Source organism: Gryllotalpicola koreensis (genome assembly GCF_039538185.1).
In the GTDB taxonomy this organism is placed as follows: domain Bacteria; phylum Actinomycetota; class Actinomycetes; order Actinomycetales; family Microbacteriaceae; genus Gryllotalpicola; species Gryllotalpicola koreensis.
Genome location: NZ_BAABBW010000001.1, coordinates 474,308 through 489,703, shown reverse-complemented (window position 1 = coordinate 489,703; position 15,396 = coordinate 474,308). Strand labels below are relative to the sequence as shown.

Annotated in this window: 15 protein-coding genes; 10 read left to right on the top strand and 5 right to left on the bottom strand. The window is 70.5% G+C overall.

Going from position 1 to position 15,396, the window contains the following annotated elements; genetic code table 11:
- Positions 1–28: 28 nt before the first annotated feature.
- From ABD708_RS02345 to mftF, 10 genes are read left to right on the top strand one after another with little or no spacing between them, the layout of a single operon-like run.
- A complete protein-coding gene (locus ABD708_RS02345; RefSeq protein ID WP_344751674.1) occupies positions 29–925 on the top strand; it encodes a mycofactocin-coupled SDR family oxidoreductase in 897 nt (298 codons plus the stop codon).
- Between the two features lie 26 nt (positions 926–951).
- Positions 952–1,785, top strand: a complete 834-nt coding sequence (locus tag ABD708_RS02340) for a mycofactocin-coupled SDR family oxidoreductase (protein ID WP_344751673.1) — start codon at positions 952–954, stop codon at positions 1,783–1,785.
- Between the two features lie 29 nt (positions 1,786–1,814).
- The gene (locus tag ABD708_RS02335; protein ID WP_344751672.1) at positions 1,815–2,651 is read left to right on the top strand and encodes a mycofactocin-coupled SDR family oxidoreductase; all 837 of its coding nucleotides are present in this window, start codon (positions 1,815–1,817) and stop codon (positions 2,649–2,651) included.
- Positions 2,652–2,663: 12 nt separating this feature from the next.
- The gene (locus ABD708_RS02330) at positions 2,664–3,506 is read left to right on the top strand and encodes a mycofactocin-coupled SDR family oxidoreductase (protein WP_344751671.1); all 843 of its coding nucleotides are present in this window, start codon (positions 2,664–2,666) and stop codon (positions 3,504–3,506) included.
- A gap of 46 nt (positions 3,507–3,552) precedes the next feature.
- A complete protein-coding gene (locus ABD708_RS02325; RefSeq protein WP_344751670.1) occupies positions 3,553–4,374 on the top strand; it encodes a mycofactocin-coupled SDR family oxidoreductase in 822 nt (273 codons plus the stop codon).
- A 28-nt stretch (positions 4,375–4,402) separates the two neighbouring features.
- Positions 4,403–5,365 carry an AAA family ATPase gene (locus ABD708_RS02320; protein WP_344751669.1) on the top strand — a complete coding sequence of 321 codons (963 nt, stop codon included), beginning with the start codon at positions 4,403–4,405 and terminating at the stop codon, positions 5,363–5,365.
- 6 nt (positions 5,366–5,371) lie between these two features.
- Positions 5,372–6,349, top strand: coding sequence for a vWA domain-containing protein (locus ABD708_RS02315; RefSeq protein WP_344751668.1), 978 nt, complete (start codon positions 5,372–5,374; stop codon positions 6,347–6,349).
- A 26-nt stretch (positions 6,350–6,375) separates the two neighbouring features.
- Complete coding sequence (gene mftD / locus ABD708_RS02310; protein ID WP_344751667.1) at positions 6,376–7,728, top strand: pre-mycofactocin synthase MftD; 1,353 nt, start codon at positions 6,376–6,378, stop codon at positions 7,726–7,728.
- Positions 7,725–8,435, top strand: coding sequence for a mycofactocin biosynthesis peptidyl-dipeptidase MftE (mftE, locus tag ABD708_RS02305; RefSeq protein WP_344751666.1), 711 nt, complete (start codon positions 7,725–7,727; stop codon positions 8,433–8,435). The genes mftD and mftE overlap by 4 nt, the downstream gene beginning before the upstream one ends.
- The gene (mftF, locus tag ABD708_RS02300; RefSeq protein ID WP_344751665.1) at positions 8,432–9,838 is read left to right on the top strand and encodes a mycofactocin biosynthesis glycosyltransferase MftF; all 1,407 of its coding nucleotides are present in this window, start codon (positions 8,432–8,434) and stop codon (positions 9,836–9,838) included. The genes mftE and mftF overlap by 4 nt, the downstream gene beginning before the upstream one ends.
- A 9-nt stretch (positions 9,839–9,847) precedes the next feature.
- On the opposite strand, the gene ABD708_RS02295 is transcribed toward mftF, so the two are convergent.
- The 5 genes from ABD708_RS02295 to ABD708_RS02275 are packed head-to-tail and all read right to left on the bottom strand — an operon-like array spanning position 9,848 to position 15,315.
- Entirely contained in the window at positions 9,848–10,891 is a 1,044-nt protein-coding gene (locus ABD708_RS02295; RefSeq protein ID WP_344751664.1) for an adenosine deaminase family protein, read from the bottom strand.
- Entirely contained in the window at positions 10,888–11,607 is a 720-nt protein-coding gene (locus tag ABD708_RS02290; protein ID WP_344751663.1) for a purine-nucleoside phosphorylase, read from the bottom strand. The genes ABD708_RS02295 and ABD708_RS02290 overlap by 4 nt, the downstream gene beginning before the upstream one ends.
- 53 nt (positions 11,608–11,660) lie before the next feature.
- Positions 11,661–13,325 carry an ABC transporter permease gene (locus ABD708_RS02285; RefSeq protein ID WP_344751662.1) on the bottom strand — a complete coding sequence of 555 codons (1,665 nt, stop codon included), beginning with the start codon at positions 13,323–13,325 and terminating at the stop codon, positions 11,661–11,663.
- A gap of 17 nt (positions 13,326–13,342) precedes the next feature.
- Complete coding sequence (locus ABD708_RS02280) at positions 13,343–14,176, bottom strand: ABC transporter ATP-binding protein (RefSeq protein WP_344751661.1); 834 nt, start codon at positions 14,174–14,176, stop codon at positions 13,343–13,345.
- 8 nt (positions 14,177–14,184) lie between these two features.
- The gene (locus tag ABD708_RS02275; RefSeq protein WP_344751660.1) at positions 14,185–15,315 is read right to left on the bottom strand and encodes an ABC transporter substrate-binding protein; all 1,131 of its coding nucleotides are present in this window, start codon (positions 15,313–15,315) and stop codon (positions 14,185–14,187) included.
- Positions 15,316–15,396 lie beyond the last annotated feature (81 nt).

Below are 15,396 nucleotides of genomic sequence, written 5' to 3'. Positions count from 1 at the left end.
AAAAACACAAGAAAGCAGGACGGAAAACATGGGACTCCTCGAAGGGAAGACCGTTCTCATCACCGGAGGGTCGCGCGGGCAAGGCCGCCAGCACGCCCTCGTCAGCGCCCGCGAGGGCGCGGACATCATCATCGTCGACACGCTCGAGCAGATCGGCTCGGTCGCCTACCCGATGGCGACGCAGGCCGACATCGACGAGACGGTGCGGCAGGTCGAGGCACTCGACCGGCGCATCCTGCCCGTCGTCGGCGACGTGCGGAAGCAGGCCGAGCTTGACGCGGCAGTCGAGAAGGGCATCGCGGAGTTCGGCAAGATCGACTGCCTGATCGCCAATGCCGGCATCTTCTCGCTCGCCCCGTCGTGGGAGCTCGATGAGCAGGCGTGGGACGACATGATCGCCGTCAACCTCACCGGGGTATGGAAGTCGGCGAAGGCGGTGCTGCCGCACATGATCGAGCGCGGCACCGGGTCGATCGTGATGACGTCGTCGATCAACGGGCTCGAGCCCGGCGAGAACTACGTGCACTACTGCGCCGCGAAGTACGGGGTCGTGGGCGTGATGAAGACCATCGCTCTCGAGGTCGCCAAATACGGCATCCGGGTCAACTCCGTGCACCCCGGCGCGATCCTCACGCCGATGACGAGCTGGCAGGGCGCCTGGGACATGATGTCCGGCAAGGCCGCCGGCGAGGGGACCGAAGAGGATCTCGTGGCGGCCGGCTACTCCTTCCATGCCTTGAAGGGCGCCGGGATGCTGCATCCGCACGTCATCGCCGATGCCGCGCTCTGGCTGAACTCCGATCTCGCGGCCGCCGTCACCGGGATCTCCGTGCCGGTCGACGCCGGCCACCTGCTGCAGCCGGGCTACAACGCGAACCCGACGCGCGAGGCGAACCCGCTCATCTCCGCCCAGACGCTCGCCTGAGCGGCACGAGGAAAGAAGGAAGCGAAATGGCAGGACGGGTAGAGGGCAAGGTCGCCTTCATCACGGGCGCCGCGCGCGGGCAGGGCCGCAGTCATGCGATTCGGCTCGCGCAGGAGGGCGCCGACATCATCGCGGTCGACATCGCCGAGGACATCCCGTACAACGTGCACTCCGGCGCGACGGAGGCCGACTTGGCCGAGACGGTGCGGCAGGTCGAAGCGCTCGATCGGCGGATCGTCGCGAGCAAGGTGGATGTCCGGGATTTCCCCGCGCTCAAGGCGGCCGTCGACGACGGTGTCGCGCAGCTCGGCCGGCTCGACATCGTCTCCGCGAACGCCGGCGTCGGCGGAACGCCACAGCTCGCCGAGGAGTTCCCGGAGGACCAGTGGCAGACGATGATCGACATCAACCTCTCCGGCGTGTGGCACGCCGCGAAGGCGGCGATTCCGCATCTCAAGGCGGGCGGGCGCGGCGGCTCCATCATCCTGACGAGCTCGGAGGCCGGCATCCGCGGCTACGCCAACATGGCGCACTACGTCTCGGCCAAGCACGGCGTCGTCGGCCTGATGCGGTCGCTCGCGATGGAGCTCGCGCCGTACAGCATCCGCGTCAACAGCATCCACCCGACGCAGGTGAACACCGACATGATCCAGAACTCGGCGATCTACGACCTGTTCACCGGCAAGCAAGGATCCACGAAAGAGGAGTTCGCCGCGGCGTCGCAGGCCGTGATCGCACTGCCGATCCCGTGGGTCGAGCCGGTCGACATCTCGAACGCCGTGCTGTGGCTCGCCTCTGATGAGGCCCGTTTCGTCACCGGAGTGCCGCTGCCCGTCGACGGCGGCAACTACCTGATCTGAGCGATCGAAAAAAGAAAGAAGGAACCAGCATGCCTGGAAGAGTCGAAGGCAAAGTCGCCTTCGTCACCGGAGCGGCTCGCGGCCAGGGCCGCAGCCACGCCCTTCGCCTGGCGCAGGAAGGCGCCGACATCATCGCCGTAGATCTCACCGGCCAGATCGACACGGTGCCCTACGCCATGTCGACGCCGGAAGACCTCGATGAGACGGTGCGCCAGGTCGAGGCGCTCGACCGCCGGATCGTCGCCACCCAAGCCGATGTCCGCGACTTCGACGCGCTCAAGGGAGCGCTGGATGCCGGCGTCGCGCAACTCGGCAAGCTCGACATCGTCTCGGCAAACGCCGGCATCTTCAGTTTCGGAACGCTCGACGAGCTCACCGAGGAGCAGTGGAACGACATGCTCGCCGTGAACCTGACGGGCGTGTGGCACACCGTGAAAGCGGCGATCCCCCACCTCAAGGCGAACGGCGGCGGCTCGATGATCCTCACCAGCTCGACCGCGGGGCTGCTCGCGATCCCGAACATCGGACACTACGTGGCGGCGAAGCACGGCGTCGTCGGAGTGATGAAGACGGCGGCCCTCGAGCTCGCCCCGTTCAACATCCGGGTCAACTCGGTGCACCCCACCAGCGTCAACACGGACATGATCCAGAACTCTGCGGCCTACGAGCTGTTCGCACCGGACCTCACGCCTGAGCAGCGCACCAAGGAGGCGCTCGCCCCGCGGTTCCAGACGCTGAACGTGCTGCCGATCCCGTGGGTGGAACCGGTCGACATCTCGAATGCCGTGTTGTGGCTGGCATCCGACGAATCCCGTTATGTGACCGGGCTCGAAGTCCGCGTCGATGCGGGCCAGCTGCTCAAGTAGAAGGGCACGGATATGGCAGGTCGTGTTGAAGGCAAGGTCGCCTTCGTCACCGGCGCCGCCCGCGGGCAGGGGCGCAGCCACGCGCTGCGCCTCGCGCAGGAGGGCGCCGACATCATCGCGGTCGACATCTGCGAGAGCATCCCGAGCATCGAGAGGTACTACCCAGGGTCGACGCAAGCCGATCTCGACGAGACGGTGCGGCAGATCGAAGCGCTCGATCGGCGGGTCGTCGCGCGCAAGGCCGACGTGCGCGACTTCGACGCGCTGAAATCCGCGCTAGATGAGGGCGTGGCCGAGCTCGGTCATGTGGACGTCGTCGCGGCCAACGCCGGCGTCTTCGCCTTCGGCGACAAGACGCACGAGGTCAGCGACGCCGACTGGCAGGACGTCATCGACATCAACCAGACGGGCGTGTGGCACACCGCCAAGGCGGTCATCCCCCACCTCATCGAGCAGGGCACGGGCGGCTCGATGATCTTGACGAGCTCGACGGCGGGCCTCAAGGGCACGCCGAACGTCGCCGCGTACACGGCGAGCAAGCACGCGGTCGTGGGCATCATGCGCACGCTCGCGCTCGAGCTCGCGCCCTACCGGATCCGCGTCAACACGGTGCACCCGACGGGCGTCGCGACGGACATGATCCTCAACGAGGCGGCGTTCAAGCTCTTCCTGCCCGACGTCGAGCACCCGACGAAGGAACAGGCGGCCGAGGTCTTCGCGTCCACGAACGCGCTGCCCATCCCGTGGGTCGAGCCGGTCGACATCTCGAACGCCGTGCTGTTCCTCGCGTCCGACGAGGCGCGCTACGTCACCGGCACCGAGCTCAAGGTCGACGCCGGCTACACGATCAAGTGACCCGGTTCGCGTAACCCGATTCAGACGACTCACGGAAGGACAGCACATGGCAGGACGGGTGGAAGGCAAGGTCGCCTTCATCACCGGGGCGGCACGCGGGCAGGGGCGGGCGCATGCCCTCCGGCTCGCCGAGGAGGGCGCCGACATCATCGCGGTCGACATCGCGGCGCAGGTCGAGAACGTGCCGTACCCCACGGCCACGCCGGACGATCTGGCCGAGACGGTGCGCCAGGTCGAGGCGCTCGATCGGCGCATCGTCGCGGAAGCGGTCGACGTGCGCGATCTCGGCGGTCTGAAGGCCTTCGTCGACAAGGGCGTCGGCGAGCTCGGCCGGCTCGACATCATCGCGGGCAACGCCGGCATCGACATCGTCGGCCCCTGGCACGACATGACGCCCGAGATCATCCGCACCACGATCGACATCAACCTGATCGGGGTGTGGAACACCGTGATGGCAGGAGTGCAGCACCTCATCGACGGCGGGGGCGGCTCGGTCATCCTGACGAGCTCGGCCAACGGGCTGAAGGCCGGACCGTGGAACCTCGCCTACAACATGGCGAAGTTCGGCGTCACGGGACTCACCAAGTCCCTCGCGATGGAGCTCGCGAAGGACCACGTGCGCGTCAACTCCGTGCACCCCGGCGGTGTCGACACCCCGATGGCGAACGGCATCTTCGGCCTGCCCGACAACGGCTTCGAGCGGGGGCAGAAGGAGAACCCGGACCTCTTCGGGATGCTGACGCAGTGGATCCCGGGCATGATGCCGCCTCGCGAGATCTCGAACGCCGTGCTGTGGCTCGCCTCCGACGAGTCGACCTGGGTCACCGGGCATGCGCTCGCCGTCGACGGCGGCATGACGCAGTACTAGGAAAGAGAGCGCAGAGGAGGAATCCGTTATGAGCGACAGCGACGTCACGCGCGGCGGCGAGCTCGCGGCGGTCCGCGCGCGCATCCTCTCGCGCGTCGTCGGTCGTGAGCACGAGCTGGAACTCGCGCTCGCGGCCGTCGGCGCCGGCCGCGACCTCATCCTCGAAGGCCCGCCGGGCACCAGCAAGACCACCATGCTCAAGGCGATCACCGCAGAGTGGGGCATCCCGCTGCTGTTCGTCGAGGGCAACGGCGACCTGACCCCCGCGAAGCTGATCGGCCACCACAACCCCGCCCGTGTGCTGCGCGAGGACTACAGTGCCGACAACTTCGTCGCAGGGCCGCTCGTCGAGGCGATGGAGCAGGGCGGCTTCCTCTATATCGAGGAGTTCAACCGCGCGCCCGAAGACACCCTGAACACCCTGCTCACCGCGATGGCCGACCGGGCGATCGAGGTGCCGCGGGTCGGCAGCGTGACCGCCAAGTCGACCTTCCGCGTGATCGCGTCGATGAACCCCTACGACAACGTGGGCACAACCCGCCTGTCGATGAGCGTGAGCGACCGCCTCAACCGCATCGTCGTGGACTATCAGGATGCCGCGGCCGAAGAGCGCATCGTCACCCTGCGCGGCGGCATCACGGGCACGGTGGCCGAGCGCGTCGTCGTCGACGCGGTCGCCGTGACGCGCGCAACGCGCACACATCCGGCCGTGCGGCAGGGCGCGAGCGTGCGCGGTGCGATCGACTGCGCGCTGATCGCTAACGAGCTGGCGGAGCTGCGGGGGGTGACGGATGCCGTACCCGATGCCCGGGCGGGCGCGGGCGACGGCGCGGCGCCGTACCCCGAGCTGATGCTCGACGCCATGCTCGTCTCGCTCTCGGGCCGCATCCGGCTCGACGAGGCGGCCGAGACGACCCCGGAGCGCGTGCTGCGCGAGATCTGGGAGGACCGCTTCATCCTCGAGCCGGCCACCTTCACCGGGCCGACCTGAAGAGAGGTGCCCGCCGACGGCGGCCCCATCGAGCGGCACACGCAGCGCCCGTCGGCGCGCCCGCTGCGCCGCACCCCGAAGCAACTCACCGAGGAGCCCACTCTGTTCGAAGCCCAGCCAGGCAAGGCCGGCGTCGCCCTGCGAGCGCAGAAGCGCGGCGCGGCATCCGCCCGCGCGCCGCAACTGCCGAGCGCGCTGCAGGCGGGCTTCACCGATGACCCGGCCGAGCTCGCCCTGATCGACGAGCAGCTCGCCGTCGAGCCCGCCGCGCGGGAGCGGGCTCGGGCGATCGCGGCGGCGCTCGCCGTGCCCCGGCCCCGGGCGGAGTCGTCGTCGCGCCGCGGGCAGGGCGTACTCGCGAGCCTGCCCTACCGCGGCGCGGCCGACGACATCGACCTCGACGCGACCATCGAGGTGCTCGCCGAGCGGCCGGTGCCCGAGGACGAGGACATCATCGTGCGCGACCGCATCCGCTCGACGCGCGCGGTCGTGCTGCTCGTCGACGTCTCCGGGTCGTCGAAGGGCGAGCGGATGACCACCTCAGCCGCCGCGGTCGGCGCGCTCGCCTCGGAACTCGAGCGCGACAAGCTCGCCGTGATCGCCTTCTGGTCGGACGCCGCGGTGCTGCTCCCGATCGGCGCGCCGGTGCGGCCCTTCGAGCTGCTCGACCAGCTGATGCGGATTCCGGCCAGGGGGCTCACCAATCTCGCGTTCCCCCTGCAGCTGGCATCAGAACAGCTGGCCCGCTCGCCCGAGCGCGACAGCCGCGTCGTCCTGCTCTCCGATTGCGTGCACAACGCCGGCCCCGACCCGCGCCCGCTCGCCGCCGCGCTGCCCCGGCTCGACGTGCTGCTCGACACGAGCGGCGAGCGCGACGTCGAGCTCGGCCGCGAGCTCGCGCAGGCCGGGCACGGCACCCTGCACCTCGTGCGCGACTTCCACGACGTCGCGCCCGCGGTGACCGACATCTTCCGAGACCGATAATCGGCACATCCACACGAGGAGCTCAGATGCCCTGGCGACAGAATCCCTGGTTCGAGACCGTGCTCGAGGCGCAGCGCCGCGCGAAGAAGCGCCTGCCGCCCTCCGTGTACGCGGCGCTCGTGGCCGGCTCGGAGCGCGGCCGCACCCCGGAGGACAACCAGGCGGCGTTCGCCGAGCTGCAGTTCGCCCCGCACGTGGCCGGCCACCAGACCGAGCGCGAACTGAACACCACGGTGCTCGGCATCCCCATCTCCCTGCCCGTGCTGATCTCGCCCACCGGTGTGCAAGCTGTGCACCCCGACGGCGAGGTGGCGGTGGCGCGGGCGGCGGCGAACCGCGGCACGATCATGGGCCTGTCGTCGTTCGCGTCGAAGCCCGTCGAAGAGGTCGCCGCGGCGAATCCGAACACCTTCTTCCAGATGTACTGGACGGGCACGCGCGAGCAGATGGTGCAGCGCATGGACCGTGCCCGGGCAGCCGGGGCGAAGGCGCTCATCGCGACCCTCGACTGGTCGTTCTCGATCGGGCGCGACTGGGGCTCGCCGGCGATCCCCGAGAAGATGACGCTCAAGGCGATGTGGGACTTCGCCCCAGAGGCGATCATCCGGCCGAAGTGGCTGTGGGCCTACGGGAAGACGGGCCACGTGCCCGATCTGACGACGCCGAACCTGCAGTCGCCGGGCGGCGAGGCGCCGACGTTCTTCGGCGCGTACTACGAGTGGCAGCAGACTCCCCCGCCCACGTGGGAGGACGTCGCGTGGCTGCGCGAGGAATGGGGCGGCCCGTTCATTCTCAAGGGCATCACCCGGGTGGACGACGCGAAGCGGGCGGTCGACGCCGGGGTGTCGGCGATCTCGGTGTCGAACCACGGCGGCAACAACCTCGACACGACGCCGGCGACGATCCGGTGCCTGCCGGCGGTGGCGGGCGCGGTCGGCGACCAGATCGAGGTGCTGCTCGACGGCGGCGTGCGCCGCGGCGGCGACGTGGCGAAGGCGCTCGCCCTCGGCGCGCGCGCCGTGATGATCGGCCGCGCGTACCTCTGGGGCCTGGCCGCCAACGGGCAGACCGGCGTCGAGAACGTGCTCGACCTGCTGCGCATGGGCCTCGACTCGGCCGTGCTCGGGCTCGGGCACAAGTCGATCCACGAGCTGAGCCGAGAGGACTTCTATATCCCGCAGGGTTTCGAGCGGCACCTTGGGGTGACGGATGCCGGGGCCGGGGCGTCCCCGTCAGGGGCGGCCGCCTCCGCAGCACCGGCGCGTCGGCCCGCACCTCGGCGCTCGCCGCGGAAGCCGGCCGCGCCCGCGAGCGCCGAGGCGCCGGTCACGCCGCCGACGCCCGATTCCCCGGCACCGGACACGGCGCCGGGGCAGTGACCGAGCTCGCCCAGGCGCACTGGCCCGCGCTGGGGGCGCCCGAGCTGGTGCTCGTGCCGCTCGGATCGACCGAGCAGCACGGGCCGCACCTGCCGTTCGACACCGACGCGGTGATCGCCACGGCGGTCGCTCGGGGCCTGGCCGAGCGGTTACGCGTGGCATCCATCGCCGTCGTGGTCGCGCCAGCCTTGCCCTACGGCGCGAGCGGCGAGCACCAGGACTTCCCCGGCACGACCTCGATCGGCGAGGAGGCGCTTGCGCTCGTGATCGTCGAGCTCGCGCGCTCGCTGCGCACGTGGGCGCCGCGCGTCGTGTTCGTCAACGGGCACGGCGGCAACGTGCGTGCCCTGACGGATGCCGTCGCGCAACTCGTCGAAGAGGGACATGACGCCGCCTGGGTGCCCTGCGGGGTGGCGGGCGGCGATGCGCACGCGGGCCGCACCGAGACCTCGCTGCTGCTGCACCTCGCACCGGCATCCGTCGATCTCGCCGCCGCGGAGCGGGGTGTCGTCACCCCCATCGGCGAGCTGCTGCCCGAGCTGCGGCGGCAGGGCGTGCGAGGGGTTGCGCCCAACGGTGTGCTCGGCGACCCGACCGGGGCTTCCGCCGCCGAGGGCGCACGGCTGCTCGCCGCGATGGTGGACGCCGCCGCTGGCGCCCTCAACGGCATCAACGGCATCGCCGCGGCGCGGGACGCGGCCACGTGAGCCTGCCGCCCGAGTTCGTCGTGCGGCTCGGCCGGCACACGCGCGTCGTTGACGGCGGGCGTGGGCTGCTCGGGGGCTCGCCCACCCGCTATGTGCGGCTGTCGGATGCCGCGCGGGCCGCACTGCACGGCCGCGAGGTGTGCGCCGCGACGCCCGCGGGGGCGCGCCTCGCCGACATGCTGCTCGAGCTCGCGATGGCCGACCCCGTCGTCGCGCTGCTGCCGGAGCGGCACGACGAATACACGGTCGTCGTGCCGGTGATGGACCGCGCCGACGAGCTCGATCGGCTGCTCGGCTCGATCGCCGCGAGCACGGGCCCCGGCCGGCATCCGCGCGTCATCGTCGTCGACGACGGCTCGGCGGACCCCGCGCCGATCGAGGCCGTCGCGGCACGGCACGGCGCTGAGTTCCTCGGTCTGCCGGAGAACCTCGGGCCTGGCGGTGCGCGCAATGCGGGCCTGCGGCTCGTCGAGACCGAGTTCGTCGTCTTCGTCGACTCCGACATCGTGGTGAACGTCGAGACGATCCCGCTGCTGCTGCGCCACTTCGCCGACCCGAAGGTCGCGAGCGCGGTGCCGCGCATCGTCGGCCTCGCGGGCTCGGACACCTGGATCTCGCGCTATGAGGACGCGCGCAGCTCGCTCGACCTGGGCGCCCACGCCGCTGCGGTGAAGCCGCGCTCGCCGGTGGCCTGGGCGTCGTCCGCCTGCGTCGTGGTGCGGGTCGCTGCGCTGGGCGACGGCTTCGACGCGGCCATGCGCGTCGGCGAGGACGTGGACCTCGCCTGGCGGCTCACCGAGGCGGGCTGGCGCATCCGCTACGAGCCGGCGGCGTTCGCCGAGCACGAGCACCGCGCCCGCTTCGGGGACTGGATCACCCGGAAGGCGATCTACGGCACCGGCGCGCAACCCCTCGCCGAGCGGCACCCCGAGGCGATCGCGCCCGCCATCCTCGCCCCGTGGAGCGTCGGCGTAATGCTCGCGCTGATGGCGCAGCGGCGCTGGTCGGTTCCGGTGGCCGTCGCGATCACCGCGGTCACCGCCGTGCGCATCGCGCGCCGGCTGCGCTCGGCGGGGCATCCGTACGCGCTGGGCGCCTGGCTCACGGCGAACGGGGTCGTGAGCGCGGCCGCGCAGGCCTCCGCGCTGATGCTGCGGCACTGGTGGCCGATCGCGGTGATCGGATGCCTGTTCTCGCGCCGCATGCGCCGCATCGTCGCCATCGCCGCGGTCACCGACATCGCGCTCGAGTACCGCAGGTCCCCCGCTCGCCTCGATGTCCTGCGTTTCGGCCTCGCCAAGCGCCTCGACGATCTCGCCTACGGGGCCGGGGTGTGGTGGGCGGCGCTCAAGGCGCGCTCGGCGGCGTCGCTCAAACCCGACTGGCGCGGGCAGCGGCGGTGACGGCCGTCATCACGCGAGAGCGGTGAAGGCGGCATCCACGCGGGCAAGGGCGGCGCGGCGCTCGGTCTCCGACAGCCAGGACGCCTCGAAGCCGTTCTCGATCATCTCGCGCAGCTCGTGGAGGCCCCACCCGGACTCGTCGAAGAGGGTCTGATAGCAGTCGCGCACCGTGACGCCGAACATCGCCGGGTCGTCCGAGTTGACGGTGAGGCGCAGCCCGGCATCCTTCATCACCCTGATCGACGCGCGCCGCGACGCCCGCCGGCCCTCCGCCGAGGTGAAGGTGACCACGTTGAAGACCGCGCCGTCGCGGGCCGCCTCGGCGAGCACCTCCGGGTCGCTGACCAGGTTGTTGCCGTGGTCGTAGCGCTCGCAGCGCAGCAGGTCGCGGCTGGTCAGGTAGTTCGCCGCCGGGGCGCGCTCGATCGACTGGTTGTCCTCGCAGACGTGGTTGGCGCGGCGCAGGCCCTCGCGCTCGGCGAGCTGGAACGCCGCCGCGAAGCGCTCGGGCGGCCCGTCGCCCTCGGCGCCCGACAGCGCCAGCCCGCACACCAGCTCGTCGCCGTAGTCGACGGTCTGCTTCACGAACTCGACGGCCTCCTCCGCACTGGTCGTGCCGCGGTCGAGGGCGACGAGCACGCGAGAGGTGACGCCGAGCGTGCGATGCGCGCGGCGGATGCCCGCGGTGACCCCGTCGAGCACCCGTCGGAAGGGGACCCCGGCGCGCACATGGGCCTGCACCTCGACGTGCAGCTCGCGATGGATCACGTTCGCGTCGTTCAGGCCGTCCTCGAGCGCCTCGTAGGCGACGCGGGCCAGATCCTCTTCTCGGGTGATCGCCCGGCCCGCCGTGTCGAACACCTCGAGGAACTCGGGGAACGAGGCGAAGCGGTAGCCGTCGCGGCACGACGGCGGCAGCTCGATGCCCGTCGCCCCCGCGATCTCGACGAGGGTCGCGTGACGCACGGTGCCCATGTAGTGGCAGTGCAGCTCGGCCTTCGGCACCGTGGCGATCGCCTGGGCGAGCAGCGCCCGCTCGGCATCCGCCGTCATAGCCCGAGCGCGCCGAGCGCGATCTCGAGGGCGTTGCCGAAGCTCTTCTCGCGCTCCTCGGCCGTGAGGTTGCGCTCGGCGTCGCGCCGGTCGCTGACCGTCAGCACGGCGAGCGCCTCGCAGCCCTCCGCGGCGGCGACGGCGTAGAGCGCCGCGGCCTCCATCTCGTTCGCGAGGACCCCGTGCGCCCGCAGCCCCTCGACCACCGCGGGGCGGTCCTTGTAGAACGTGTCGGTCGACATGACCATGCCGAAGTGCACCTCGTGCTCGCCCCGCCAGGCGACGTTCTCGGCGGCCCGCGCCGCGGCCGCGAGCAGCGGGAAGGACGCGACGTGGCTGAAGTGCACCCCGGGGATGCGCAGCTCGGACATCGACGAGTCGGTGTGCGCCCCCGTCGCGACCACGACGTCACGCACCTTCGCGCTCGGCGCGACGCCGCCCGCCGTGCCGACGCGGACGATGCGCCGGACGCCGAAGAAGCGCACCAGCTCGGTCGCGTAGATGGTGGCGGACGGCATCCCCATGCCGGATGCCAGCACCGAGATCGGCTTCCCGCCGCGCGTCCCCGTGTAGCCGAGGATGCCGCGCGTCTCGGACACCACGGCGGCGTCGTCGAACCACTCCTCCGCGATCCGGCGGGCGCGCAGCGGGTCGCCGGGCAAGATCACGTCGGGGGCGAAGTCGCCCGGCTCGGCGGAGATGTGGGGGGTTGCCATGGTGTCCTCTCTGGTGGCGCGCGGCGCGGGTGGCGCAAAGCGCCGGCGGTGGGTCAGTCGTGGCGCCCGGCCTGCGGGCCCCACAGGGCGAGGACCGGGACCTCGATGAGCTCTACGATGTTGTAGGCGACGATCGAGATGCCGGTGACCGCGATGACGATCGCCCAGGTCTCGCCGTACAGCGAGTGGGCGTTCGCGACCGTGATGTCGCCGCCGAGCCCCTGCAGGCTGAACAGCCACTCGTAGAGCATCGCCGCGACGAGCGAGCCGGGCACCGAGATCTTGATCGACGCGAACAGCTGGGGCAGCGCCGAGGGGATCGCGACCTTGCGCAGCGCCGTCAGTCGCGAGCCGCCGTACACGCTCACGACGTCGAGCGTCTGCGCCGTCGCCGACCTCAGCCCGAAGTTCATGTTGATCAGCACAGGGAAGAACACGATGATCGCGCCGATGAGTCCGATCGTGAGCGCCCCGTTGCCGAAGATCAGGTAGATGATCGGCGCGAAGCCGACGAGCGGGATCGTGCGCATCAGCATGGCGAGCGGCATGAAGGCCGATTGCGCCCGCGGCAGCAGGAAGAAGATCAGCGCCAGCAGGATGGACGCGGCCACCCCGACGGCGAATCCGATGCCCGCGTCGCGCAGCGTCGTCACCGTGAGGCCGATCAGCCGGTGGCGGATCGCGGCAGCCGTCGTGTTGCCGAACGTCGGGTCCTGCGTGACGTACTGGAGCACCTGCAGCGGGCTGCGCGCGATGTACGGGTTGAGCGGCAGCACGAGCACCATCAGCTGCCACAGCACGAGCAGGAACGCGGCGGAGCCGAGCAGGGCGACGATGGTCACGACGAAGTGGCGCAGCGGCCGCCGGTAGGTCGTCGCGACGACCCCGGAGCCGCCGCTCGCCTGCGCGTACCACGGCGTCGCGACCCGGGCGAGCAGCGACATGACGGCATACGCGACCCCGGCCACCGCCGCGCACAGCAGGGCGAGGGCCCACAGCTGCTGCGGCTTCACCGCGATCTGCGCCGCCATCAGCATGATGCCGAGGCCGCTGTCGACGCCGCTCAGGAACAGCTCGCCGAGGATCGCCCCGACGAACGCCGCCGGCGCGGCGATGACGAGCGCCGACATGATGTGCGGCAGCGCGGCGACGAGCCGCACCTTGGTGAGCTCCTTCCACTTCCCGCCGCCGTAGGCATGGACGAGATCGACGGATGCCGCGTCGGCGGCCCGCAGCCCGGCGAGCGACCCCACGACGGTCGTGAAGAAGACGCTGAGGCCCGCGAGCACGACGCAGGCGAGGCGGCTCGACTGCGGCGACATCAGCACGATGAGCGGGGCGATCGCGGTGAGCGGGATGCACGAGGTGATGACGGCGAGCTGGGTAGAGACCCCCTCCAGCCAGGGAATCAGGAAGACCACCGCGGTCACCGCGAGCGCGATCAGGTTGCCCCAGAAGAAGCCGCGGGCGGCCTCCCACGCCGTGACGCCGATGCCGTTCCAGTAGCGCGCGTCGGCGAGGTCCCTGACGAACTGCGCGACGACGCTGGCAGGCGTCGGGATCGCGCCGCTGCCGTGGAACGCGAACAGCGCGAGCGCCTCCCACACGAGGAGCAGGAACACGATGCCGCCTGCCGCGTAGCCCAGTGAGCGCGAGCTCGCGCTGGGGATGAAGAAGGCGCGAGGCATCCGGATGCCTGCTCGCTCGTCGATCGCCATGAAGCCCTCCTGCGCCGTCAGCTCTCGCGGGGGTCGCCGAACAGGAGCGCCGAGAGCCGGTCCTGATAGGCGTGGAACTCGGGTGTGCGCATGACCTCGGGGGTGCGCGGGCGCGGCAGGTCGATCGTCACCATCGCGGCGATGCGGCCGGGCTTCGCCTGCATGACGGCGATCACGTCGGAGAGGAAGATCGCCTCGGCGATGCCGTGCGTCACCATCAGGGTCGTCGCAGGCCGCTCGGAGACGATGCGCTGCAGCTCGCTGTTCATGCGCTGCCGCGTCATGTCGTCGAGGGCGCCGAACGGCTCGTCGAGCAGCATCATGGCGGGCTGCACGACGAGGGCGCGCGCGATGGAGACGCGCTGCCGCATGCCGCCGGAGAGCTGCGCCGGCTTGGCCTTCTCGAAGCCCGAGAGGCCGACCAGCGAGATGAGGTCGCTGATCTGCGTCGGCTGCGGCGTGATGCCGGCGATCTCGAGTGGCAGGCGGATGTTGTGCTCGACCGTGCGCCACGGCAGCAGCGCGGAGTCCTGGAATGCGATGCCGAGCTCGGTGTCGGCGCGCACATCCTCCGGCGTCTTGCCGTTCATCGTCGCGACGCCGCCGCTCGGCGACTCGAGGCCCGCGAGGATGCGCAGGATCGTCGACTTGCCGCACCCCGAGGGACCGATGAGCGAGAGGAAGGTGTTGCGCTGCGTGCTGAGCGTCACATTCTCGAGGGCGGTGAGCTCGCGCGACCGGCCGAGTCGGAAGCGCTTTGTGAGCCCGTCCAGCACGACACCGGTGCCGGTGTCGGCGTTGGTGTCGGCGTCGGTGCGCTGCGCGATGAGGTCTGGTGCCGTCTGACTCATGGGCGGGCTCAGACGGTCGGCATCTTCGGCACGGTGAGGTCGCTCGGCGCGGTGATCGGCTTGATCAGCTCAGGGTGCTCCTTGTAGACCTCGTCGAGGAGCGACAGGTCGAAGAGCTTGTCGGCCGAGATGTCGTAGCCCATCGTCTTGAGGGAGGCGATGTTCTGCGAGACGAGCTCGTCGGTCATCGTGAACAGGCCGTTGGCGTTGGTGTCGTCGCTCACGATGAGCTCCTTGGCGAGCTCGACGGCCGGTGCATACTGCTCGCCCCAGACCAGGTTCTGGTCCTTCCCGTACTTCTGCACGGCGTAGGCGCAGGCCGTCGCCGGGTCGAGGATCGCGTCGTGCCAGCCCTTGATCTCGGCCACGAGCAGCGCCTTGAGCAGCTCGCGGTTCTTGTCGATGCTGTCCTGCGTGACCGTGAACGTCTCGGCGACGAACGGCAGGCCGTTGTCGGCGAAGGACATCACGAGGCCGTCGTACTTCTCCTCCTTGAGCGAGATGTCGCCGGTGACATAGGACATGAATCCGTCGACCTTGCCCTGCTTGAGCACCGTGTTGTCGTACTCGACGCCCACGATCTCGAGGTCGGACTTCGAGATGCCGTTGGCCTTGAGCAGCCCTTCGAAGAGCGTCTGGTTGCCGCCCGACTGCACGCCGATCTTCTTGCCGATCATGTCCTTCGGGGTGCGGATCGGCGTGATCGAGCCGATCGACTCGATCGCGAACGGGTTCTTCTGGTACGTGGCGCCGATGATCTTGAGGGGCGCGCCGGAGTTGAGGATGCTGGCGGCGGTGATGGGCGGCGAGGAGAGGCCGACCGTCGCCTTCCCAGCGAGCACGATCGACTCGGCGGTCGTCGAGGTGCCGCCGGCGAGCAGGTCGACCGACTGGAATCCGGCGCTCTTGTAGTAGCCCTTCTCGGTCGCCATGTACTCGCCGACGAACTCGTAGTTCTTGATCCACGACAGTTGGATCGAGGCGGTGCCGAGGCTCTTCGCGCCGGTGGACGAGGTGGATGCCTTGGCGCCGCAGGCGGCGAGAAGGAGGCTGCCGCCGGCGGCGACGCCGGTCAGGCCGGCCGCGCGCAGCAGCGAGCGGCGAGAGAGGAGCGGGTTGAGAGGCGCGGGCGCGGCCATGGTGCCCTCCGATCAGGAAGCGTGCGGACGTGGAGTCGAGTGCTGAGGTGCTCCCACGTTTGCAGTCTGTTGTTTCCGTTG

Excerpts from the sequence above, each read along its gene's own strand:
- ABD708_RS02330 (WP_344751671.1), top strand. The coding sequence starts at position 2,664 with ATGGCAGGTCGTGTTGAAGGCAAGGTCGCCTTCGTCACCGGCGCCGCC.
- ABD708_RS02320 (WP_344751669.1), top strand. The coding sequence starts at position 4,403 with ATGAGCGACAGCGACGTCACGCGCGGCGGCGAGCTCGCGGCGGTCCGC.
- ABD708_RS02340 (WP_344751673.1), top strand. The coding sequence starts at position 952 with ATGGCAGGACGGGTAGAGGGCAAGGTCGCCTTCATCACGGGCGCCGCG.
- ABD708_RS02325 (WP_344751670.1), top strand. The coding sequence starts at position 3,553 with ATGGCAGGACGGGTGGAAGGCAAGGTCGCCTTCATCACCGGGGCGGCA.
- ABD708_RS02335 (WP_344751672.1), top strand. The coding sequence starts at position 1,815 with ATGCCTGGAAGAGTCGAAGGCAAAGTCGCCTTCGTCACCGGAGCGGCT.
- ABD708_RS02295 (WP_344751664.1), bottom strand. The coding sequence starts at position 10,891 with ATGACGGCGGATGCCGAGCGGGCGCTGCTCGCCCAGGCGATCGCCACG.
- ABD708_RS02290 (WP_344751663.1), bottom strand. The coding sequence starts at position 11,607 with ATGGCAACCCCCCACATCTCCGCCGAGCCGGGCGACTTCGCCCCCGAC.
- ABD708_RS02280 (WP_344751661.1), bottom strand. The coding sequence starts at position 14,176 with ATGAGTCAGACGGCACCAGACCTCATCGCGCAGCGCACCGACGCCGAC.
- ABD708_RS02285 (WP_344751662.1), bottom strand. The coding sequence starts at position 13,325 with ATGGCGATCGACGAGCGAGCAGGCATCCGGATGCCTCGCGCCTTCTTC.
- mftD (WP_344751667.1), top strand. The coding sequence starts at position 6,376 with ATGCCCTGGCGACAGAATCCCTGGTTCGAGACCGTGCTCGAGGCGCAG.
- ABD708_RS02275 (WP_344751660.1), bottom strand. The coding sequence starts at position 15,315 with ATGGCCGCGCCCGCGCCTCTCAACCCGCTCCTCTCTCGCCGCTCGCTG.
- ABD708_RS02345 (WP_344751674.1), top strand. The coding sequence starts at position 29 with ATGGGACTCCTCGAAGGGAAGACCGTTCTCATCACCGGAGGGTCGCGC.